The organism is Streptomyces africanus (assembly GCF_002150735.1).
Classification (GTDB): domain Bacteria; phylum Actinomycetota; class Actinomycetes; order Streptomycetales; family Streptomycetaceae; genus Streptomyces; species Streptomyces africanus.
This window is the reverse complement of the sequence record NZ_MUKA01000075.1, coordinates 87,195-109,200: the sequence shown is the minus strand read 5'-3', so window position 1 is coordinate 109,200 and position 22,006 is coordinate 87,195. Positions and strand designations below refer to the sequence as shown.

The following is a 22,006-nucleotide window of genomic DNA, read 5'->3' as shown; positions in this document are numbered from 1 at the left end:
GGTATGTGTCCCGCGCGCTGACTCTTGAAGATTAGCGCACGACATGGGCAGTCCCAAAATCGGTTGTCGGGACAACGTCAAAGGGCTCACTCGTCCTCGGCGAGCGTCAGCTCCACGCCGCCCACGAAGCCCGCGGACAGGTTGTAGATGAACGCGCCGAGCGTCGCCAGGGCCGTCGCCAGGACGACGTCGATGACCGCGATGATCGACGTGAACATCAGGACGTTGGGCAGCGACAGGAAGGCCTGGAGGTCGAAGCCGTTCGACTCGTTGGAGCCGGTCGCCTCGGAGATCGTGCCGCCGACCGTGGAGAAGACGCCCATCGCGTCCATCACCATCCACAGCACGGCGGCCGCCACGATCGTGCAGATGCCCAGGGCGATGGAGAGCAGGAAGCTGACCTTCATCACCGACCACGGGTCGGCCTTGGCCACCCGCAGGCGGGCCTTGCGGACGCGTGGCGTGGTGCGCGCGCCCGTGCGCGGACGCCGTACGGCAGCGGCGGCAGCGCCCCCTGCGGCACCGGCCGCCGGCTGCGCCGGGTAGGCCTGCGGCGGGTGGTACGGCCCGGCCTGCTGCTGCGCCTGCCGTTCTCCCGGCAGGGGGGAGGCCGCCTGCGCGGCGGTGCCCTTCTCCTGCGCGGCCGGCTGGGGCTGCGGCTGGGCGCCGGATGCGGACGGGCCCGCTCCAGCGGTGTGCTGCTGGGTCTGCGGACCTCTGGTGTCCGTCACAGTTCCCCCCTGTGATTCATTCCTGTCAGGCGAGGACGCGTCCTTGGTCGGGGACTTGATCGCCTTCAGGTTGGTCGTGTGCGGGTCCGCCGCACGCGCGGCGGAGCCACGGCCGCCGTCGTCCGTGTCCGTACCCTTCGAGGTACCGCTCGGTCCGGCGCCCGTGGCTCCGCTCACGCTGACTCACTCCTCGTGCTACTCGGCCGAGGGCGCCTCACCCTCGTCCGTGCCGGTGGTCGCGGCACCTTCGGCGGTCTCGTCGACGACCACGTCGCCGTCGACCTCCTCCGCCTCGCGTCCCGCCTCGGCGTTGCGTGCGATGCCGACGACGGCATCGCGCTTGCCCAGATTGATCAGTTGGACGCCCATGGTGTCACGGCCGGTTTCCCTGATCTCGTTGACTCGCGTACGAATCACACCGCCGCCCAGCGTGATGGCGAGGATCTCGTCGGTCTCCTCGACCACCAGCGCGCCGACGAGAGATCCACGGTCCTCCACGATCTTGGCGGCCTTGATGCCGAGGCCGCCGCGACCCTGGACGCGGTACTCGTCGACGTTGGTCCGCTTCGCGTACCCGCCGTCGGTGGCAGTGAACACGAACGTACCGGGTCGAACAACATTCATCGAGAGCAGCTCGTCGCCCTCGCGGAAGCTCATGCCCTTGACACCCGAGGTGGCACGGCCCATGGGCCGCAGCGTTTCGTCCGAGGCGGTGAACCTGATCGACTGTGCCTTTTTGCTGATCAGAAGCAGATCGTCGTCGGACGAGACCAGTTCGGCTCCGATCAGTTCGTCGTCCGAACCGTCCTCTTGCGCACGGAGGTTGATCGCGATCACACCGCCGGAACGCGGCGAATCGTAATCCTTCAGAGGCGTCTTCTTCACAAGTCCGGCCTTGGTGGCGAGAACGAGGTACGGAACCGCCTCGTAGTCGCGGATCGCCAGGATCTCGGCGATCGCCTCGTCGGGCTGGAAGGCGAGCAGGTTCGCGACGTGCTGACCGCGCGCGTCCCGGCCGGCGTCGGGCAGCTCGTAGCCCTTGACGCGGTAGACGCGGCCCTTGTTGGTGAAGAACAGCAGCCAGTGGTGCGTCGTGGACACGAAGAAGTGGTCGACGATGTCGTCTTCCTTGAGCTTCGTGCCGCGGACGCCCTTGCCGCCGCGCTTCTGGGCGCGGTAGTCGTCGGTCTTGGTGCGCTTGATGTAGCCGCCCCGGGTGACCGTGACGACGATGTCCTCCTCGGCGATCAGGTCCTCGATGGACATGTCGCCCTCGTACGGGATCAGCTTGGTCTTGCGGTCGTCGCCGTACTTCTCGACGATCGCGGCCAGCTCCGCGCTGACGATGCCCCGCTGACGGACCGGGGAGGCCAGGATCTGGTTGTACTCGTTGATCTTCGCCTGGAGTTCGTCGTGCTCCTGGACGATCTTCTGGCGCTCCAGGGCGGCCAGTCGGCGCAGCTGCATCTCGAGGATGGCGTTGGCCTGGATCTCGTCGATCTCCAGGAGGCTCATCAGGCCGCCGCGGGCGATCTCGACGGTGTCACTGCGCCGGATCAGCGCGATGACCTCGTCGATGGCGTCCAGGGCCTTCAGCAGACCGCGCAGGATGTGCGCCCGCTCCTCGGCCTTGCGCAGGCGGAACTTCGTACGGCGGACGATGACCTCGATCTGGTGTGTCACCCAGTGGCGGATGAACGCGTCGAGCGAGAGCGTGCGCGGCACGCCGTCCACCAGCGCCAGCATGTTGGCGCCGAAGTTCGTCTGCAGGTCCGTGTGCTTGTAGAGGTTGTTGAGGACGACCTTGGCGACCGCGTCCCTCTTGAGCACGATGACGAGCCGCTGGCCCGTGCGGGACGACGTCTCGTCGCGGACGTCCGCGATGCCGCCGATCTTGCCGTCCTTGACCAGGTCGGCAATCTTCTGGGCGAGGTTGTCCGGGTTGACCTGGTACGGCAGTTCCGTGACCACCAGGCACTGGCGGTTCTGGATCTCCTCGACCTCGACGACCGCGCGCATGGTGATGGAGCCGCGGCCGGTGCGGTACGCCTCCTCGATGCCGTTGCGGCCGACGACGAGCGCGCCGGTCGGGAAGTCCGGGCCCTTGATGCGCTCGAGCAGCGCGTCCAGGAGCTCCTCGTGGGACGCCTCGGGGTTCTCCAGGTACCACTGGGCACCGGCGGCGACCTCGCGCAGGTTGTGCGGCGGGATGTTGGTCGCCATGCCGACCGCGATGCCGGCCGAGCCGTTGATCAGCAGGTTCGGGAAGCGGGCGGGCAGGACGGTCGGCTCCTGGGAGCGGCCGTCGTAGTTGTCCGTGAAGTCGACGGTCTCCTCGTCGATGTCACGGACCATCTCCATCGACAGCGGCGCCATCTTGCACTCGGTGTACCGCATCGCCGCCGCCGGGTCGTTGCCCGGGGAGCCGAAGTTGCCGTTGGAGTCGACGAGCGGCATGCGCATCGACCACGGCTGCGCGAGGCGGACCAGCGCGTCGTAGATGGAGGAGTCGCCGTGCGGGTGGTAGTTGCCCATGACGTCGCCGACGACGCGGGCGCACTTGTAGAAGCCGCGCTCGGGGCGGTAACCGCCGTCGTACATGGCGTACAGGACACGGCGGTGGACGGGCTTGAGGCCGTCGCGGACGTCCGGCAGCGCACGCGAGACGATGACGGACATCGCGTAGTCGAGATACGAGCGCTGCATCTCCGTCTCGAGCCCGACGGGCTCGACGCGCATGGCCAGGGCGTCACCCTCGGGCGTCGTCACGGGAGTGTTCTCGTCGGTCATTGCTGGTGAAGGTCCTTCCTGGTGCGGTCAGCTGAGACCGACTCAGATGTCGAGGAAGCGGACGTCCTTGGCGTTGCGCTGGATGAACGCGCGGCGGGCCTCGACGTCCTCACCCATGAGGACCGAGAACAGGTCGTCGGCCTGGGCGGCGTCGTCGAGGGTGACCTGGCCGAGGACGCGGTGCTCCTGGTCCATGGTCGTGATGCGCAGCTCCTCGGCGTTCATCTCGCCGAGACCCTTGAAGCGCTGCACCGAGTCGTCCCGGATGCGCTTGCCGGCCTGGCGGCCCATCTCGATCAGGGCGTCGCGCTCGCGGTCCGAGTAGGCGTACTCGAAGTCGTCCTTGCCCCACTTGATCTTGTAGAGCGGCGGACGGGAGAGGTACACGTGCCCGGCCTCGACCAGGGGCCGCATGAAGCGGAACAGGAAGGTCAGCAGCAGGGTGTTGATGTGCTGGCCGTCGACGTCGGCGTCCGCCATCAGGATGATCTTGTGATAGCGGAGCTTCTCGATGTCGAAGTCCTCGTGCACACCCGTGCCGAACGCCGAGATCATCGCCTGGATCTCCTGGTTCTGCAGGATCCGGTCGATGCGCGCCTTCTCGACGTTGAGGATCTTGCCGCGGATCGGGAGGATCGCCTGGTACTGCGGATTCCGGCCGGACTTGGCCGAGCCGCCGGCGGAGTCGCCCTCGACGATGAAGATCTCGCACTTGGTCGGGTCGTTCGACTGGCAGTCGGAGAGCTTGCCCGGCAGGGACGCGGTCTCCAGCAGGCCCTTGCGACGGGTCAGGTCGCGGGCCTTGCGGGCCGCCACGCGCGCGGTGGCCGCCGCGATGCCCTTGCGGATGATGTCCGCGGCCTCGTTGGGGTTGCGGTCCAGCCAGTCGTTCAGGTGCTCGTAGACGACCCTCTGGACGAAGGTCTTGACCTCGGTGTTGCCCAGCTTGGTCTTCGTCTGGCCCTCGAACTGCGGCTCGCCCAGCTTGACGGAGATGATCGCGGTCAGACCCTCGCGGATGTCGTCACCGGTGAGGTTGTCGTCCTTCTCGCGCAGCAGCCTCTTGTCGCGGGCGTACTTGTTGATCAGCGAGGTCAGCGCGGCCCGGAAGCCCTCTTCGTGCGTACCGCCCTCGTGGGTGTGGATGATGTTGGCGAAGGAGTACACGCCCTCCGTGTAGCCGCCGTTCCACTGCATGGCGACCTCGAGGGACAGCTGCCTTTCCTTGTCCTCGGCCTCCAGGTCGATGACGGTGGGGTGCACCGCCTCGCCCTTGCGGGAGTTGAGGTACTTCACGAAGTCGACGATGCCGCCCTCGTAGTGGTACTTCACCGACTTGACCTCGGCGGTCTCGTCCGCGCCGGCCTCGTCCGCCCCGGAGGTGGCCTTCGCGGACTCACGCTCGTCGGTGAGGTTGATGCGCAGGCCCTTGTTGAGGAACGCCATCTCCTGGAAGCGCCGCGAGAGCGTCTCGAAGGAGTAGTCCGTGGTCTCGAAGATGTCCGGGTCAGCCCAGAAGGTGACCGAGGTGCCGGTCTCCTCGGTGGCCTCGTGCTTGGCGAGCGGCGCCGTGGGGACGCCCATCTTGTAGTCCTGCGTCCAGCGGTGGCCGTCGGTCTTGACCTCGACGGCGACCTTCGAGGACAGCGCGTTCACGACGGAGACACCCACGCCGTGCAGACCGCCGGAGACCGCGTAGCCGCCGCCGCCGAACTTGCCGCCCGCGTGCAGCACGGTCAGCACGACCTCGAGGGCCGGCTTGCCCTCGGAGGCGACGATGCCCACCGGGATGCCACGGCCGTTGTCGACGACCCGGACACCGCCGTCGGCGAGGATGGTCACGTCGATGGTGTCCGCGTGGCCGGCCAGCGCCTCGTCGACCGAGTTGTCGACGACCTCGTACACGAGGTGGTGCAGTCCTCGCTCACCGGTCGAGCCGATGTACATACCGGGTCGCTTGCGGACCGCGTCCAGACCCTCGAGGACTGTGATGGCACTGGCGTCGTACGAAGCAGTGACTGAGGCCTCGGCGACTCCAGCCAGGGCCTCGACGGACGGGTTGTTCTCGTTGGGGTTGCCGGAATCGGCCACGAAGCGCCCTTTCTGGCACAGCACGAGCCAGGCTCGTCGGCGGGTTGCCGGAGCGGCTGCGGCATGTTGCGTTGGTAAGCCTTGATCAGCGTTGCTCAGCTTTTCCCGGACGGTCCCCACGATTGGGGCGGGATTGCTTCCAGTCTACCGGTAGCACTGACACTGATGGGGGTTTGCCGGTACCTGAGTCCGCATGTGCCGCCCTCAACCGGTCTTCCCCGACTCCCGATATGCGGATGGGGGCTCCAAGAGGCTCACGGAGGCACTCAGCGCTTCGGGCCGTCAACCCTTGGCTACTTCGGAGTCAGGTCGCGATTCGCAACCGTGTGCGGTGGTGCGAAGAGAGGGGCGCCGGCGCTCCGCGCGGGCCGCCGACGGCCACTTTTGTGATGTCAGTCACTTGCTGTGAATCGGCGGAAAACAGGCGCCGATCGGACCCCCGCAGTGCCCCCGCAGTGCCCCCGCCGAGGCCTCGCCGGGCCCTCGGGCGGCCTCGGGCGGCCTCGGCGGCCTCGGTGCAGGGTTCCCGTCGGCTTCGGGGCAGGACTCCCGTCAGCCGTACGTATCGCCCGGGCCTGTGCTCCCGGGAGCGCGCAACGGGCCGTAGCGGCGGTTGGGGCCGCCGGGACCCTGAACCTTGATCATCTTCACCGTGCCGTGCCCCAGGTCCTCGTTCAGGCGCGCGACCAGCGTCGGGGCGAGCAGCCGCAGGTTCGTCGCCCAGGCCGTCGAGTCGCAGCGCACGGACAGGACGTGCTCGTCCTCGTCGTATCGCTCCGGCACACAGTGGTTGGCCACGTCCTCGCCGACGATCTGCGGCCAGCGGCCCATCACCCCGCCCACCGCGGCCGGGGCCTCCCAGCCGCGTTCGGTGATCAGCCGGTTGATCGCGGAGCCGAGCGCCATGGGGTCGCGGCCGTCGGCGCGCGCGCCGGAGCGCAGACCGCCGCGGCGCGCCTGCTTCTTCTGCTGCGCCGCGTCCCCACGCGCGCGTGCGGCTTCCTTGGCGGCGCGGAGCGCCACGCGCGCGAGGTCGACGCCGGACGGCTCGGGAACGCGGGGCGCGGGGGCCTCCCCGGACGGGTTCTCCGGGGTCTGCCCCCGTGTGTGGTCCGGTGCGGCGCCGGCTGACCTGTCCGGTGTGTTCTCCGTCATACGCGCTCCACCGACCCCTCGGACACGGCGAACCGCACCCCCGACAGCACATGGGGGACGTCGTCGTCGACCGCGGCGGTCACCAGGACCTGCTCGCCGGGCGCCACCAGCTCGGCGAGGCGCTCACGGCGGCGGGTGTCCAGCTCGGCGAAGACATCGTCGAGCACCAGCACCGGCTCGTTGCCCTCGGCTCTGAGCAGGTCGTACGAGGCCAGGCGCAGGGCCAGCGCGTAGGACCAGGACTCGCCGTGCGAGGCGTAGCCCTTGGCGGGCAGCTGGCCGAGCTTGAGCAGCAGGTCGTCCCGGTGCGGGCCGACCAGGGTGACGCCCCGCTCGATCTCCTGCTTGCGGGCCTCGGCGAGCGCGGCCATCAGCTGCTCGAACAGGTCCTCGCGGGTGTGCGCCTCGCCGGGCGCGGACGGCTTGTACTCCAGGGCGACCGGGCCGCCGCCGGGCGCAAGCTGCTCGTACGCCTTGTCGGCGAGCGGCTGCACGGCGGCGATCAGGTCCAGGCGCTGGGCGAGCAACTCGGCGCCCGCGCGCGCGAGATGCTGGTCCCAGATGTCGAGCGTGGACATGTCCATGCTGCGGCCGCCGTGCCGCCGGGCGAGCGCGGCCGACTTCAAGAGGGTGTTGCGCTGCTTGAGGACCCGGTCGTAGTCGGAGCGGACCCCGGCCATACGCGGGGAACGGGCGGTGATCAGCTCGTCGAGGAAGCGGCGCCGCTCACCGGGGTCGCCCTTGACCAGGGCGAGATCCTCGGGGGCGAACAGCACGGTCCGTACGATCCCCAGCACATCACGCGGCTTCACCTGCGAGGACCTGTTGATCCGGGCCCGGTTGGCGCGCCCCGGGTTCAGCTCCAGCTCGATCAGCTGCTGCCGGTCGCCCTGCCGAACCTGGGCCCGGATGATCGCCCGCTCGGCGCCCATACGGACCAGGGGGGCGTCGGAGGAGACGCGGTGGCTGCCGAGGGTGGCGAGATAACCGACGGCCTCGACGAGGTTGGTCTTGCCCTGCCCGTTCGGGCCGACGAAGGCCGTCACCCCCGGGTCGAGCGGGACCTCGACCCGGGGATACGAGCGGAAGTCGGCCAGCGACAGATGCGTGACGTGCATGGTCGTTTCGCCGACCTCCCCAACCGTCGGTGTTGCTTACTTGGTCTCGACCGCGTGGCCGCCGAACTGGTTCCGCAGCGCCGCGATCATCTTCATCTGGGGCGAGTCCTCCTGACGGGAGGCGAACCGCGCGAACAGCGACGCGGTGATCGCCGGCAGCGGCACCGCGTGGTCGATCGCGGCTTCCACAGTCCAGCGTCCCTCGCCGGAGTCCTGTGCGTAACCCCGGAGCTTGTCCAGGTGCTCGTCCTCGTCGAGCGCGTTGACCGCGAGGTCGAGCAGCCAGGAGCGGATCACCGTGCCCTCCTGCCAGGAGCGGAAGACCTCCCGGACGTCGGTCACGGAGTCGACCTTCTCCAGCAGCTCCCAGCCCTCGGCATAAGCCTGCATCATCGCGTACTCGATGCCGTTGTGGACCATCTTCGCGAAGTGGCCCGCACCGACCCTGCCCGCGTGCACCGAGCCGAAGTCGCCCTCCGGCTTGAGGGCGTCGAAGACCGGCTGCACCTTGGCGACGTTCTCCGCGTCGCCGCCGTACATCAGCGCGTAGCCGTTCTCCAAGCCCCAGACGCCGCCGGAGACACCGCAGTCGACGAAGCCTATGCCCTTGGCCGCCAGCTCCTCGGCGTGCTTCTCGTCGTCGGTCCAGCGGGAGTTGCCGCCGTCCACGACGACGTCACCGGGCTCCAGCAAATCGGCGAGCTCGTCGATGGTGGACTGCGTGGGCTCGCCTGCCGGGACCATCACCCAGATCACGCGCGGGCCGCTGAGCTTGCCCACAAGCTCCGGCAGGCTGTGGACATCGGCGAGGTCCGGGTTGCGGTCGTATCCGTAGACGGTGTGGCCCGCGCGGCGGATCCGCTCGCGCATGTTGCCGCCCATCTTGCCGAGGCCGACGAGACCGAGCTCCATCAGTTGTGTTCCTTAGGTTTGCAGGTGTCCGACGTGGCGTTGCGGCACTTTCGTACCGTGCCGAGCCTCCGAGCCTAAACCCGGACGCTCGCGCACATCTGTGGGCATACGCGCTCAGTCGTATGCCCTCACCTGCGGGTTTGCCCCCAGCCTGTGGACAACCGGTCGGAACTCAGCCGCTGAGCCGCACCGGCATACTGCGATCTTGTGGGGGATAACCCCCCACACCCCCAGCAGACCTTGCGCCGGAGTCAGATCGCAGGCTCAGCCACTCAGCCGCACCGGCATGATCAGGTACTTGTAGGCCTCGTCCGCCTCGGCGTCCAGCGCCGGCTTGCCGCTGAGCAGCGCGGGCTTGGTCGACGTCGTGAAGGACAGCTGGGCGACCGGGGAGTCGATGGCGCTCAGGCCGTCCAGCAGGAACGTCGGGTTGAAGGCGATGGAGATGTCGTCGCCCTCCAGCTGGGCGTCGACCCTTTCCACAGCCTGTGCGTCGTCGCTGGAGCCGGCCTCCAGGATGAGCACGCCCTGCTCGAAGCTGAGGCGCACCGGGGTGTTCCGCTCGGCGACCAGGGCCACACGCTTGACGGCCTCCACGAAGGGGGCGGTCTCGATCACGGCGACGCTGTTGAACTCCGTCGGGAACAGCGTGCGGTACTTCGGGAGGTCGCCCTCCAGCAGGCGGGTCGTCGTACGGCGGCCGGCGCCCTCGAAGCCGATCAGGCCCTCGCCCGAGCCCGAGCCGGACAGCGCCAGGATGACCTGGTCGCCGCTCGTCAGGGCCTTGGCGGTGTCCAGCAGCGTCTTGGCGGGCACCAGGGCGACCGCGGAGGCCTCCGGGTTCTCCGGCTTCCACAGGAACTCGCGGACCGCGAAGCGGTAGCGGTCGGTGGACGCCAGCGTGACCGTGTCGCCCTCGATCTCGATGCGGACGCCCGTGAGGACGGGCAGCGTGTCGTCGCGGCCGGCTGCGATCGCCACCTGGGCGGCGGCGGAGGCGAAGACCTCGCCGGGGACCGTGCCCGTCGCGTTAGGCATCTGCGGCAGCGCCGGGTACTCCTCCACAGGCAGTGTGTGGAGGGTGAACCGGGAGGAACCGCAGACCACGGTCGCCCGTACACCGTCTGTGGAGATCTCCACCGGGCGGTTGGGGAGGGCGCGGCAGATGTCCGCGAGGAGGCGGCCGGAGACGAGCACCGTGCCCTCCTCCTCGACCTCGGCCTCCACGGACACCCGCGCGGAGACCTCGTAGTCGAAGCTGGACAGGCTCAGCTGGCCGTCCTCGGCCTTCAGCAGCAGGCCGGCGAGGACAGGCGCCGGCGGACGGGCCGGGAGGCTGCGTGCCGCCCAGGCCACTGCCTCCGCGAGTACGTCGCGTTCCACCCGGATCTTCACTGTTGCCGCCTCCTGCTGTTGCCGGCGCTTCTCGCTCTGCCTGGCCCTCGTCGTCTGTGTCGGTGTCGACGGTCCCTGGGATGGGGAGGACACCGGGGACCAGTCTGACGCACCGCACTGACAGTAGGTGCCTCTCGGGGTCAAGTCGTGACGAGGGGCGGTCGGGCGCCGGAGGGCGAGTTGTGCACAGGACCCGCTTCGAAACGAATTCCCAGCTCTCTCTAGTTGGGAGTAGTAGTAGGGCCTGTGGATACCGTGGATAACCACGTTTGCCCAGCTCAGCGCGGGAATTTTGTCCACCGGTCCTGTGGGTGACGGCGGTGGACAACCAGGGGTCTCTGTGGAGAACGGAAAGTTCTGCACACCCCATGCACAGGGGGAGGCGAGTTCTCCCCAGCGCCGTCCCCAGTTTTACCCGCCTTTCCCACAGCCCAACCCGGCACCTTCGTGTGACGCCTTTCACTCGACCCGGTGAGGAGGCGCGTCGTGTTGCCGAACAGTGGACAGCGATGTGGAGAAGCTGGGGATCGCTGGGGACAACCGGCCTCAACCTGTGGGTTGCCGGTGGACAACTCGATGCACAGCCTGTGGATCCCGGCGCTGTCCACAGCCTGTGGAGATCTTTCGTCCACGAATCCACATGCCACTGAGCTGGTCTGATGGTCCCTCACCAGGTGCCTCTGTGGACACAGTCTGGACAACTTCCCAGTCCCCAGGGTGTGGACGGGAAAAAGTCGCCGAATCTGTGGAGAGCGGCCGTAACCCCGGCAGGTAATCGAACAGCCGGCGACCGCGACATGACGACGGCCGACAGCGGCGTGACGACGGCCGGCCGTCGTCACGCCGAAGGGCGCCCCCGGGAAACCTGCTCCGGGGGCGCCCTTCGGCGTCGTACGACCGGCCGTGTCAGCCGTTCTTGATGCGGTTGGTCAGCTCGGTGACCTGGTTGTAGATGGAGCGGCGCTCGGCCATCAGATTGCGGATCTTGCGGTCGGCGTGCATGACCGTCGTGTGGTCACGGCCGCCGAACAGCGCGCCGATCTTCGGCAGCGACAGGTCCGTGAGCTCACGGCACAGGTACATGGCGATCTGCCGGGCGGTCACGAGGGCGCGGCCGCGCGAGGTGCCGCACAGGTCCTCGACGGTCAGCCCGAAGTAGTCCGCCGTCGCGCCCATGATCGCCGTGGAGGTGATCTCGGGGGCGGAGTCCTCGCCACCGGGGATCAGGTCCTTGAGGACGATCTCCGTCAGGCCCAGGTCGACCGGCTGCCGGTTGAGCGAGGCGAACGCCGTGACCCGGATCAGCGCGCCCTCCAGCTCGCGGATGTTGCGCGAGATCCGGGACGCGATGAACTCCAGCACCTCCGGCGGCGCGTTCAGCTGCTCCTGTACCGCCTTCTTGCGGAGGATCGCGATCCGCGTCTCCAGCTCGGGCGGCTGGACGTCCGTGATCAGACCCCACTCGAAACGGTTCCGCAGCCGGTCCTCCAGCGTCACCAGCTGCTTCGGCGGCCGGTCGCTGGACAGCACGATCTGCTTGTTGGCGTTGTGGAGCGTGTTGAAGGTGTGGAAGAACTCCTCCTGCGTCGACTCCTTGTCCGCCAGGAACTGGATGTCGTCGACGAGCAGGATGTCCATCTCGCGGTAGCGCTTGCGGAAGCTGTCGCCCTTGCCGTCGCGGATGGAGTTGATGAACTCGTTGGTGAACTCCTCCGAGCTCACGTACCGCACCCGCGTGCCGGGGTAGAGGCTGCGCGCGTAATGCCCGATCGCGTGCAGCAGGTGGGTCTTGCCGAGCCCGGACTCCCCGTAGATGAACAGGGGGTTGTACGCCTTCGCCGGTGCCTCGGCGACGGCGACCGCGGCGGCGTGCGCGAAGCGGTTGGAGGCGCCGATGACGAACGTGTCGAAGAGGTACTTCGGGTTCAGGCGCGCGGTGGGCTCACCCGGGCCGGTCGCCGGCGCGGGCTGTGCGGCCAGCGGGCCGGGCGCACCGGTCGTGGGCAGGTTCGGACCGACGGGTCCGCCGCGGTGCACGTGCCCCGATCCGGGCGGCGGCTCGGGCAGCTCCCGGCGGACCGGGTCGCGCTGGTCGTAGTCGGGGCGTGGCGCGTCGTAGTCGGAACGCGGTGCCTCGTAGGAGGGGCGCTCCATGGACTGCGGGCGGTAGTCCTGGGAGGGGGAGCCGTAGGAGTCCTGGGACCCGTGCGATCCATAGGAGTCCTGGGACCCATGGGATCCCTGTGATCCATGTGACCCATGTGATCGCTGTGATCCATACCCGTCCTGCGACGATCCGTGGGATCCGTACGAGTCCTGCGACGCACCGTGCGAACCATGGGAGCCGTAGGAGTCCTGCGGGCCGTAGGTGTCCTGGCTGGGCGACGCGTACGGGTCGCGCTCGGGAAAGCCGAGGCGCTGCTGCTGCCAGCCGTAGTCGTCCTGCGTCGGCCGCGGCCAGGAGCCGGGTTCGGGGCGCTGGTATTCGGAGGGGTAGGCGGGACGGGCGGAGGGGAGTTGATCTCCGCGCGTAGGCGGGAGCTGGTCGCCTGCCGTCCCCGGCAGCTGGTCGGCGCGGTGGCGGCCGTACCCCTCGTAACCGTCGCGGTCCTGGCGAGCGGCCGGAAGCTCGGGCTCCTCGTAACGCGACGGGGGGCGGGCCGGGGGCGTCGTCGTGGCCGGGGGCTCGCCCGCGGAGTCGTCGACGGTGATCGCGATCCGGATCGGGCGGCCGCACTCGCGGCTCAGCGTCTCACTGACGACGGGCGCCAGACGGCCCTCGAGTACGCCCTTCGCGAATTCGTTCGGTACGGCGAGCAGGGCCGTGTCCGCGACCAGCGCGAGCGGCTGGCAGCGCCGGATCCAGTGCTCGTCCTTCGACTCGACGCCCTGGCCGCGGCCCTCCCCGAGGAGCTGCTCCAATACGCGTGGCCACACTGCGGCAAGATCGGCAGGTACGTCAGCCACAGGGCACGCTCTCTCACAGGTCCCACGAACGTGTGGTTCTGGGACGGCTCGGGATGTAAATCGGGTGGGGCAGGGATAAGGGAACGAATCGGAGTTCCGTCACGGTAGTCAGGGCGGCCACTGCGGTTCAAGTTGTTGTCCCCAGCCTGTGGACAAGTGTGTCCGGGCGGCTGCTGGTTTGACCGGATGGCGTAGCCGCGCGTACCGTAACCAGGTCGAGTTGTCGATGGCTGCTGCCGCCTGCCTCCGATGGGCACAGATCATTTGGGTGATCGGTAAGCGGTGCACTCGGGCGTAACTGCGAGCTACTCGTGGGCGCACGGTGACAGCCAGGACGGCACCCCGCAACTACCGAATCTTTCTGGAGCCCCCGAGTGAGCAAGCGCACCTTCCAGCCGAACAACCGTCGTCGCGCGAAGACCCACGGCTTCCGGCTGCGTATGCGCACCCGTGCCGGCCGCGCGATTCTCGCGTCCCGCCGTGGCAAGGGTCGCGCCCGTCTGTCCGCCTGATCCCGGTCAGGTCATGACGTCGTGCTGCCCACCGAGAACCGGCTGAGGCGGCGCGAGGACTTCGCGACCGCGGTACGGCGAGGACGCCGGGCAGGACGTCCGCACCTCGTCGTCCACCTTCGTAGCGGTGCAACGGACCCGCATGCGCCTGGGGAGAGCGCTCCCCCGACGCGTGCGGGTTTCGTCGTGAGCAAAGCCGTGGGCGGGGCGGTCGTACGCAACAAAGTGAAGCGCAGGCTTCGCCATCTGATGCGCGACAGAGTCGCCCAGCTGCCCCCCGGTAGCCTGGTAGTGGTACGAGCGCTGCCCGGTGCGGGCGACGCCGACCACGCACAGCTGGCCCGAGACCTGGACGCCGCCCTCCAGCGGCTGCTGGGAGGGGGCGCGCGATGAAGTACCCGCTGCTTGCTCTGATCAAGCTCTACCAGTGGACGATCAGTCCGCTGCTGGGGCCGGTCTGCAAGTACTACCCATCGTGCTCCCACTACGGCTTCACGGCCATCGACCGGCACGGTGCCATCAAGGGAACGGCACTCACGGCCTGGCGCATCCTGCGGTGCAACCCGTGGTCGCTGGGTGGTGTGGACCATGTCCCGCCGCGCAAGCGCCCGCGGTGGCACGAAATGCTGCGTAACGCGTGGCGTGCACGCAAGGGCGGGCCCTCCGCCGCCGACCCGGACATCGAAGGACAGACTTCTCCCGCAAGTCCCCCGAGTCCTTCGAGCCCGGCCGCAGAGACACCGTCCCATGCCCAAGGAGCATGATTAGTGGACACGATTGCCAGCCTCTTCAGCTTCATCACCACACCCGTCTCCTGGGTCATCGTCCAGTTCCACTCGGTGTACGGCGCCATCTTCGGCCCCGACACCGGGTGGGCCTGGGGCCTGTCGATCGTGTCCCTGGTGATCCTGATCCGTATCTGCCTGATCCCGCTCTTCGTGAAGCAGATCAAGTCGACCCGGGCCATGCAGACGCTGCAGCCCGAGATGAAGAAGATCCAGGAGCGCTACAAGAACGACAAGCAGCGTCAGTCCGAAGAGATGATGAAGCTGTACAAGGAGACGGGCACCAACCCGCTCTCCTCGTGCCTTCCCATCCTGGCGCAGTCGCCGTTCTTCTTCGCCCTGTACCACGTGCTCAACGGCATCGCCACGGGCGACACCATCGGCGTGATCAACAAGAGCCTGCTGGAGAGTGCGCAGAAGGCGCATATCTTCGGTGCGCCGCTGGCGGCGAAGTTCACCGACAGCTCGTCGAAGGTAGAAGCACTCGGTGCCTCCCTCACCGACGTGCGCGTGGTCACCGCCATCATGATCGTCCTGATGTCGGCGTCGCAGTTCTTCACCCAGCGCCAGCTGATGACGAAGAACGTCGACACCACGGTGAAGACGCCGTTCATGCAGCAGCAGAAGATGCTGATGTACGTCTTCCCCGTCATGTTCGCCGTCTTCGGTATCAACTTCCCGGTCGGTGTCCTCGTCTACTGGCTGACCACCAACGTGTGGACCATGGGCCAGCAGATGTACGTCATCCACAACAACCCGACCCCGGGGTCCAAGGCCCAGGCCGCGTACCTGGAGCGCCTGCACAAGCACGTCACCACGAACGGCAAGGTCAGCCGGCGCCGTGACAAGGTCATCGTGAAGGCGATCGTCGCCAAGGGACGCGACCGCAACGAGTTCGAGCGCAAGTTCATCAACGGCCTCAGCAAGGCAGGCCTCGCCGCTCAGACCGACGGCACCGTGATCAAGAGCGACACCGCCGCTGCCGTCGAGGCCGAGGACGGTACGCCGACCACCACCGGCACGCCGAAGCGTCAGCAGCCCAAGCGGCAGACCAAGGCACAGCGCCAGTCCGCTGCCGGCAAGGCCGCCGAGGAGTCCGAGCAGAAGACGTCGCTCACCAAGTCCGACGAGCCCGAGGACGCCAAGCCCGCCGCCGCTGCCAAGAAGGGCGGCGCGAAGTCCGGCAGCGGCACCCGCAGCAAGGCCCAGTCCGGACAGCGCAAGGGTCCGCAGCGGCCCAAGTCCCCGTCCAAGAAGTAAGAAGGAGTCCATCCCGTGACGGAAGGCACCACCTCCGCCGCTGCCGAGGGTGCAGACACCCTGACCCGCCTGGAGCAGGAGGGCGAGATCGCGGCGGACTACCTGGAGGGTCTGCTCGACATCGCCGACCTCGACGGCGACATCGACATGGACGTCGAGGCCGACCGTGCCTCTGTCTCGATCATCAGCGACACGGGCAGCCGCGACCTCCAGAAGCTGGTCGGCCGTGACGGTGAGGTGCTGGAGGCGCTCCAGGAGCTCACCCGTCTGGCCGTGCACCGTGAGACCGGTGACCGCAGCCGGCTGATGCTCGACATCGCGGGATACCGCGCCCGGAAGCGCTCCGAGCTGTCCGAGCTGGGCGCCAAGGCCGCCGCCGAGGCCAAGAGCAGCGGTGAGGCCGTGAAGCTGGACCCGATGACGCCGTTCGAGCGCAAGGTCGTGCACGACGCGGTCAAGGCCGCGGGCCTGCGCAGCGAGTCCGAGGGCGAGGAGCCGCAGCGCTTCGTCGTCGTACTTCCCGCCTGATCGGCCCCCACGTTCCCCGGCCCCGTCTGTTGCGCAGGCGGGGCCGAACTTTGTCAGCCTGATAGTTCTGGTGGTTCTGGTGTCGGCGCGCGTGCGCTGACGCGGTACGGAAGGACGGTCCCCCGTGACGGAGGCAGCGGAGCTTCCCCCCGCGCCCGAGCAAGCGCGCGAGGTGTTCGGTGATCGCTTCGCGGATGCGGTGCGGTACGCCGAGCTGCTCGCTGAGGCGGGCGTGCAGCGCGGTCTCATCGGCCCGCGTGAAGTGCCCCGCCTGTGGGAGCGGCACCTGCTGAACTGCGCGGTGCTCTCGGAGGTCGTGCCCGAGGGCGTGACGGTGTGCGATGTCGGCTCGGGCGCGGGCCTGCCCGGCATTCCGCTGGCGCTGGTCCGGGAGGACCTGAAGATCACGCTGCTGGAGCCGCTGCTGCGGCGCACCAACTTCCTCAGCGAGGTCGTGGAACTGCTCGGTCTCGATCATGTGACCGTGGTGCGCGGCCGGGCCGAGGAGGTCATGGGGAAGATCCAGCCCGTCCACGTCGTGACGGCCCGGGCTGTCGCGCCCCTCGACCGCCTCGCCACATGGGGTATCCCCCTGCTGCGGCCGTACGGGGAAATGCTCGCGCTCAAGGGCGACACCGCCGAGGAAGAGCTGAAGAGCGCGTCAGCGGCTCTCAGCAAGCTGGGTGCGGTGGAGACGTCCATCCTGCATGTCGGTGAGGGCGTGGTGGATCCGATGTCCACGGTCGTACGGGTGGAGGTCGGGGAGAGTCCCGGCGGGGTGCGCTTCGCGGCGAAGCGCGCCAAGGCGGCTCGGACGGGGCGCGCCCGCCGACGACGCTGAGGCCGTCCTGAGGCCGTCCTGAAGACGAGACGTACTCCACACAAGCTGCCAAACGTACGCAAGCCGGAGTGTCGCGGCAGTTCGGCCCCGGCTGCTGTGCATCGTGTTTCACGTGAAACGTCGCTCACTGCTGCACGGCATCATCAGTCGTGGCCGCGCTGCGGCCGAACCCCGCGACCGAAAGCCTCTCGGGTCACTCGATGAGGGAACTGAGTTGTCCACAGAGGTGGATTTCTCCACAGAACGGAAGGCCTCACTGGTTCACGACCCCGAAGACATGGGAGGCTCTGTTCATTGCGAGCCTGAAGTCGAGGAGAGTGAATCCTTGCGGTCCGACGCCAACATCGCGGGACCGATGACCGATCCGGTCCCCGGTCCCCGTACCGAGTCGATGGGGGCGGATGTTTCACGTGAAACACCGCCTCCGATGGACGACACTCCCATCGGTCGTGCTGCCCAACTGGCGGTGGAGGCTCTAGGCCGAGCCGGCGAGGGCCTGCCACGGCCCGAGCAGACCCGAATCATGGTGGTCGCCAACCAGAAGGGCGGTGTGGGCAAGACGACGACGACCGTCAACCTTGCCGCATCGCTGGCCCTGCATGGTGGCCGGGTTCTGGTGGTCGACCTCGACCCACAGGGCAATGCGTCCACCGCGCTGGGCATCGACCATCACGCCGAAGTCCCGTCCATCTACGACGTGTTGGTGGAGAGCAAGCCGCTCTCCGAGGTCGTCCAGCCGGTCCCCGATGTCGAGGGCCTCTTCTGTGCCCCTGCCACGATCGATCTCGCCGGTGCGGAGATCGAGCTGGTGTCCCTGGTGGCACGGGAGAGCCGGCTGCAGCGCGCCATCCAGGCGTACGAACAGCCGCTGGACTACATCCTCATCGACTGTCCGCCCTCGCTCGGCCTCCTGACGGTCAATGCGTTGGTGGCGGGCCAGGAGGTTCTGATCCCGATCCAGTGCGAGTACTACGCGCTGGAAGGCCTGGGACAGTTGCTGCGTAACGTCGACCTTGTGCGGGGGCACCTCAACCCCGCCCTGCATGTGTCGACCATCCTCCTCACCATGTACGACGGCCGGACGCGGCTCGCGTCCCAGGTCGCGGAAGAGGTGCGCACCCACTTCGGCGACGAGGTGCTGCGGACGAGCATTCCCAGGTCCGTCCGTATCTCGGAGGCACCGAGTTATGGGCAGACGGTCCTGACTTACGATCCTGGATCGAGTGGTGCCCTCTCTTATCTTGAGGCGGCACGAGAGATCGCGCTGAAGGGCGTCGGTATCAGCTATGACGCGACGCACGCCCATATCGGCGCACAGCAGAACGACCCGAGCATGGTGGAGGGCATTCAGTGAGCGAGCGACGGAGGGGGCTGGGCCGTGGACTCGGCGCACTGATCCCTGCTGCGCCGACGGAGAAGTCGGTGGCCCAGGCTGCGGCAGGGGGCGCCGCTTCCACGTCCCCCGCGGCAGTGCCCGTGCTGCCGAACGACCGTGGGGTGGCCGCGGCGAAGGTGGCGACCCTGCCGCATGTTTCACGTGAAACAGAGGAGCCGGCGCAGCCCAGTGCTCCCGCCACGCCTGCGGCGCCCGTCGGTGCGCACTTCGCCGAGATCCCCCTCGACTCCATCACGCCGAACCCGCGGCAGCCGCGTGAGGTCTTCGACGAGGACGCGCTGGCCGAGCTCATCACCTCCATCAAGGAAGTGGGGCTCCTCCAGCCGGTCGTCGTACGGCAGGTGGGTCCCGCCCAGTACGAGCTCATCATGGGCGAGCGCCGCTGGAGGGCCTGCCGCGAGGCGGGGCTGGAGGCGATCCCGGCGATCGTGCGCGCCACGGAGGACGAGAAGCTCCTCCTGGACGCTCTGCTGGAGAACCTGCACCGCGCCCAGCTGAACCCGCTGGAAGAGGCAGCCGCCTACGACCAGTTGCTGCGGGACTTCAACTGCACGCACGACCAGCTGGCGGACCGTATCGGCCGATCCCGCCCACAGGTCTCCAACACCCTGCGCCTGCTGAAGCTTTCTCCGGCGGTGCAGCGTCGGGTCGCCGCCGGGGTGCTCTCCGCCGGTCACGCCCGGGCCCTGCTGTCCGTCGAGGACTCGGAGGAGCAGGACCGGCTCGCCCACCGCATCGTGGCCGAGGGGCTGTCGGTTCGGGCCGTCGAGGAGATCGTGACCCTGATGGGGTCGCGTCCCCAGAAGGCCCAGAAGCCCAAGGGCCCGCGCGCCGGTGCTCGCGTCTCTCCCGCGCTGTCCGATCTCGCCACACGGCTCTCGGACCGCTTCGAGACGCGGGTGAAGGTCGACCTGGGGCAGAAGAAGGGCAAGATCACCGTCGAGTTCGCCTCCATGGAGGACCTTGAGCGGATCCTCGGCTCACTCGCTCCTGGCGAGGGGCCGGTTCTGCAGAAGAGCCTCTTGGAGGGTGACTCCGAGGAGAACGAGTCCTGAGCCTCCGGCGGGAGCCGCTGTTATGGATGACGGAGCGGGCCATGTCCGGTGTGTGCCGGAACGTGGCCTGCTCTTTCCTTTCTGGCGGTATCGATGGAATCGCATCGTGGATACGATGCGTTCGGATATGGCGCAACCACCCGGCAGCACCTCTGAGAGGAAGGCAGGGGCCATGCGAACGATGAGCCGCACCGGACTGGTGAGCGCCGGTTTGGGGCTGGGAGCGGTCGGTGGGTTCATCGGCAGTCTCCTCAGGGAACGGAGCGTTCTCACAGCCGCCCGCGACGCGGCAGGCGAAGGAAGCGAGGATCAGCCTTCATGGGGCGCCGGCTCGTACCGCTCACGTTGGACAACCTTCAGGACCTTCCCAAGCGCTGCCGGTCGTGTGTCTTCTGGGAGCTCGACCCGGTCAGCGGTGAGGCCGCGCTAAAGGCGGGTGAGTCCGCTCTGGAGAAGGAAGCCTGGATCTCGGCCGTTCTGCTGGACTGGGGATCCTGCGGTCGGGTCGTGTACGTCGATGACGTGCCGGTGGGCTTCGTGCTCTACGCGCCTCCCGCCTATGTCCCGCGCTCCACGGCGTTCCCCACGAGTCCCGTCTCCCCCGACGCTGTTCAGCTGATGACCGCGTTCATCGTGCCGGGGTACCAGGGGCAGGGACTCGGCCGGGTGATGGTCCAGACGGTCGCCAAGGACCTGCTGCGGCGCGGGTTCAAAGCGATCGAGGCGTTCGGGGATGCGTGTTGGAAGGAACCGGCCTGTGTGCTGCCCGCCGACCACCTCCTGGCGGTGGGCTTCAAGACGGTCCGGCAGCACCCCACCTATCCCCGGCTGAGGCTGGAGCTGCGGTCGACGCTCTCCTGGAAGGAAGACGTCGAGATGGCCCTGGACCGGCTCCTGGGAGCCGTACAGAAGGAGCCGGCGCTGCGGCCGCTGTAGGGCAGGCACTCAAACGAATGGGCCAACCCTTACGGGTTGGCCCATTCGTGTTTCACGTGAAACATGCACCGTCGCTCAGACGGCACCGCCGGTTCACTCGGCGATGAACTCCTCGAGGTCGCGAACGATCGCGGCCTTCGGCTTGGCGCCCACGATGGTCTTGGCGACCTCGCCACCCTGGTAGACGTTCAGGGTCGGGATGGACATGACGCCGTACTTGGCGGCCGTACCCGGGTTCTCGTCGATGTTCAGCTTGACGATCTCGATCTTGTCGCCGTACTCGGAGGCGATCGCCTCGAGGGACGGCGCGATCTGGCGGCACGGACCGCACCAGGCGGCCCAGAAGTCCACCAGCACGGGCTTGTCGCTCTTGAGGACGTCCTGCTCGAAGGAGTCGTCGGTCACATTCTTCAGGGTGCCGGCCACGGCGGGCTCCTTAACTGGTTGTTGCGTGGGGCGGGTAGGGAGAGGTCAGACGGAGGTCTTCTCGGGCTCGGCCTGCTCCTCGTCCGCGAGGGCGGCGAGGTAGCGCTCGGCGTCGAGAGCAGCGGAGCAGCCGGTACCCGCCGCGGTGATCGCCTGACGGTAGGTGTGGTCGACCACGTCGCCGGCACCGAAGACACCGGTCAGGTTCGTGCGCGTCGACGGGGCGGTCACCTTCAGGTAGCCCTCGTCGTCCAGGTCGAGCTGACCCTTGAAGAGCTCGGTGCGGGGGTCGTGGCCGATGGCGATGAAGAGACCGGTCACCGGCAGGTCCGACAGCTCGCCGGTCTTGAGGTTGCGCAGCTTCAGACCGGAGAGCTTCGGGTCGCCCTGGATCTCGGCGACCTCGCTGTCCCACACGAACGTGATCTTCGGGTCGGCGAAGGCGCGCTCCTGCATGGCCTTGGAGGCGCGCAGGGTGTCGCGGCGGTGGACGACGGTCACGGACTTGGCGAACCGCGAGAGGAAGGTGGCCTCCTCCATGGCGGTGTCGCCACCACCGATCACGGCGATGTCCTGGTCCTTGAAGAAGAACCCGTCACAGGTGGCGCACCAGGACACCCCACGGCCGGAGAGGGCGTCCTCGTTCGGCAGACCGAGCTTGCGGTGCTGCGATCCGGTGGCGACGATGACGGCCTTGGCCCGGTGGACGGTACCGGCCGTGTCCGTGACGGTCTTGATCTCACCGGTCAGGTCGACGGCGACGATGTCGTCCGGGACGAGCTCGGCACCGAAGCGCTCCGCCTGGGCGCGCATGTTGTCCATGAGCTCGGGGCCCATGATGCCGTCCTGGAAGCCCGGGAAGTTCTCCACGTCGGTGGTGTTCATGAGCGCACCGCCGGCGGTGACGGCGCCCTCGAACACCAGTGGCTTCAGCGACGCGCGCGCGGTGTAGAGCGCCGCCGTATAGCCGGCGGGCCCGGAGCCGATGATGATCACGTTACGGACGTCGCTCACGGCTTGATTCCTCGTCTCTGGACTGCGTCGTTCGACCGGTGGGAGCTTCTCTCGGAGCTCTCACCCCACCCAACGGATCCTAAGGGGCGAGCAT

Annotated in this window: 19 protein-coding genes; 9 read left to right on the top strand and 10 right to left on the bottom strand. The window is 68.1% G+C overall.

From position 1 onward, the window contains the following. Window positions 1-86: 86 nt before the first annotated feature. From CCL05_RS12035 to dnaA, 8 genes are all read right to left on the bottom strand, one after another. Window positions 87-908, bottom strand: coding sequence for a DUF3566 domain-containing protein (locus CCL05_RS12035; protein WP_086560496.1), 822 nt, complete (start codon window positions 906-908; stop codon window positions 87-89). Between the two features lie 18 nt (window positions 909-926). Then, window positions 927-3,521 (bottom strand): DNA gyrase subunit A, encoded by a 2,595-nt coding sequence (gyrA, locus tag CCL05_RS12030; RefSeq protein WP_086560495.1) that lies wholly within the window; start codon window positions 3,519-3,521, stop codon window positions 927-929. 42 nt (window positions 3,522-3,563) lie between these two features. Next, the gene (gene gyrB, locus CCL05_RS12025; protein WP_208641457.1) at window positions 3,564-5,612 is read right to left on the bottom strand and encodes a DNA topoisomerase (ATP-hydrolyzing) subunit B; all 2,049 of its coding nucleotides are present in this window, start codon (window positions 5,610-5,612) and stop codon (window positions 3,564-3,566) included. Window positions 5,613-6,164: 552 nt separating this feature from the next. Further along, entirely contained in the window at window positions 6,165-6,767 is a 603-nt protein-coding gene (locus CCL05_RS12020; RefSeq protein ID WP_086560493.1) for a DciA family protein, read from the bottom strand. Next, a complete protein-coding gene (recF, locus tag CCL05_RS12015; RefSeq protein ID WP_086560492.1) occupies window positions 6,764-7,885 on the bottom strand; it encodes a DNA replication/repair protein RecF in 1,122 nt (373 codons plus the stop codon). Before recF ends, CCL05_RS12020 begins: the two co-directional genes overlap by 4 nt. A 36-nt stretch (window positions 7,886-7,921) precedes the next feature. Beyond that, complete coding sequence (gnd, locus tag CCL05_RS12010) at window positions 7,922-8,797, bottom strand: phosphogluconate dehydrogenase (NAD(+)-dependent, decarboxylating) (protein WP_086560491.1); 876 nt, start codon at window positions 8,795-8,797, stop codon at window positions 7,922-7,924. Between the two features lie 264 nt (window positions 8,798-9,061). Beyond that, a complete protein-coding gene (gene dnaN / locus CCL05_RS12005; protein WP_086560490.1) occupies window positions 9,062-10,192 on the bottom strand; it encodes a DNA polymerase III subunit beta in 1,131 nt (376 codons plus the stop codon). Between the two features lie 906 nt (window positions 10,193-11,098). Then, window positions 11,099-13,129, bottom strand: a complete 2,031-nt coding sequence (gene dnaA / locus CCL05_RS11995) for a chromosomal replication initiator protein DnaA (RefSeq protein WP_244204253.1) — start codon at window positions 13,127-13,129, stop codon at window positions 11,099-11,101. A 404-nt stretch (window positions 13,130-13,533) separates the two neighbouring features. Between dnaA and rpmH the strand changes: the two genes are divergently transcribed. The 9 genes from rpmH (at window position 13,534) to CCL05_RS11950 (ending at window position 20,472) form a co-directional block, all read left to right on the top strand. Then, window positions 13,534-13,671 (top strand): 50S ribosomal protein L34, encoded by a 138-nt coding sequence (rpmH, locus tag CCL05_RS11990; RefSeq protein WP_003949374.1) that lies wholly within the window; start codon window positions 13,534-13,536, stop codon window positions 13,669-13,671. A 21-nt stretch (window positions 13,672-13,692) separates the two neighbouring features. Next, entirely contained in the window at window positions 13,693-14,064 is a 372-nt protein-coding gene (rnpA, locus tag CCL05_RS11985; protein ID WP_082319883.1) for a ribonuclease P protein component, read from the top strand. Beyond that, the gene (gene yidD, locus CCL05_RS11980; protein WP_086560487.1) at window positions 14,061-14,435 is read left to right on the top strand and encodes a membrane protein insertion efficiency factor YidD; all 375 of its coding nucleotides are present in this window, start codon (window positions 14,061-14,063) and stop codon (window positions 14,433-14,435) included. Before rnpA ends, yidD begins: the two co-directional genes overlap by 4 nt. A gap of 3 nt (window positions 14,436-14,438) precedes the next feature. Beyond that, a complete protein-coding gene (gene yidC / locus CCL05_RS11975) occupies window positions 14,439-15,716 on the top strand; it encodes a membrane protein insertase YidC (RefSeq protein WP_086560486.1) in 1,278 nt (425 codons plus the stop codon). A 15-nt stretch (window positions 15,717-15,731) separates the two neighbouring features. Next, window positions 15,732-16,244 carry a Jag family protein gene (locus CCL05_RS11970; protein ID WP_086560485.1) on the top strand — a complete coding sequence of 171 codons (513 nt, stop codon included), beginning with the start codon at window positions 15,732-15,734 and terminating at the stop codon, window positions 16,242-16,244. Between the two features lie 124 nt (window positions 16,245-16,368). Next, entirely contained in the window at window positions 16,369-17,085 is a 717-nt protein-coding gene (rsmG, locus tag CCL05_RS11965) for a 16S rRNA (guanine(527)-N(7))-methyltransferase RsmG (protein WP_086560484.1), read from the top strand. Between the two features lie 277 nt (window positions 17,086-17,362). Further along, window positions 17,363-18,439, top strand: coding sequence for a ParA family protein (locus CCL05_RS11960; RefSeq protein ID WP_078945117.1), 1,077 nt, complete (start codon window positions 17,363-17,365; stop codon window positions 18,437-18,439). Next, on the top strand, window positions 18,436-19,536 hold the full coding sequence (locus CCL05_RS11955) for a ParB/RepB/Spo0J family partition protein (protein ID WP_086560483.1): 1,101 nt from the start codon (window positions 18,436-18,438) through the stop codon (window positions 19,534-19,536). Before CCL05_RS11960 ends, CCL05_RS11955 begins: the two co-directional genes overlap by 4 nt. Before the next feature lie 318 nt (window positions 19,537-19,854). Next, a complete protein-coding gene (locus CCL05_RS11950; RefSeq protein WP_086560482.1) occupies window positions 19,855-20,472 on the top strand; it encodes a GNAT family N-acetyltransferase in 618 nt (205 codons plus the stop codon). Window positions 20,473-20,565: 93 nt separating this feature from the next. Here CCL05_RS11950 and trxA read toward each other — a convergent pair whose 3' ends face one another. Both trxA and trxB read right to left on the bottom strand, forming a co-directional pair. Beyond that, the gene (gene trxA, locus CCL05_RS11945; RefSeq protein ID WP_030847066.1) at window positions 20,566-20,898 is read right to left on the bottom strand and encodes a thioredoxin; all 333 of its coding nucleotides are present in this window, start codon (window positions 20,896-20,898) and stop codon (window positions 20,566-20,568) included. Between the two features lie 45 nt (window positions 20,899-20,943). Further along, complete coding sequence (gene trxB, locus CCL05_RS11940) at window positions 20,944-21,912, bottom strand: thioredoxin-disulfide reductase (protein WP_086560481.1); 969 nt, start codon at window positions 21,910-21,912, stop codon at window positions 20,944-20,946. Window positions 21,913-22,006 lie beyond the last annotated feature (94 nt).

What these genes read in the sequence shown, in the direction of transcription:
- gyrA (WP_086560495.1), bottom strand. Translation starts at nt 3,521, where the DNA reads ATGACCGACGAGAACACTCCCGTGACGACGCCCGAGGGTGACGCCCTG.
- CCL05_RS12020 (WP_086560493.1), bottom strand. Translation starts at nt 6,767, where the DNA reads ATGACGGAGAACACACCGGACAGGTCAGCCGGCGCCGCACCGGACCAC.
- recF (WP_086560492.1), bottom strand. Translation starts at nt 7,885, where the DNA reads ATGCACGTCACGCATCTGTCGCTGGCCGACTTCCGCTCGTATCCCCGG.
- gnd (WP_086560491.1), bottom strand. Translation starts at nt 8,797, where the DNA reads ATGGAGCTCGGTCTCGTCGGCCTCGGCAAGATGGGCGGCAACATGCGC.
- yidD (WP_086560487.1), top strand. Translation starts at nt 14,061, where the DNA reads ATGAAGTACCCGCTGCTTGCTCTGATCAAGCTCTACCAGTGGACGATC.
- CCL05_RS11960 (WP_078945117.1), top strand. Translation starts at nt 17,363, where the DNA reads ATGGGAGGCTCTGTTCATTGCGAGCCTGAAGTCGAGGAGAGTGAATCC.
- CCL05_RS11950 (WP_086560482.1), top strand. Translation starts at nt 19,855, where the DNA reads ATGGGGCGCCGGCTCGTACCGCTCACGTTGGACAACCTTCAGGACCTT.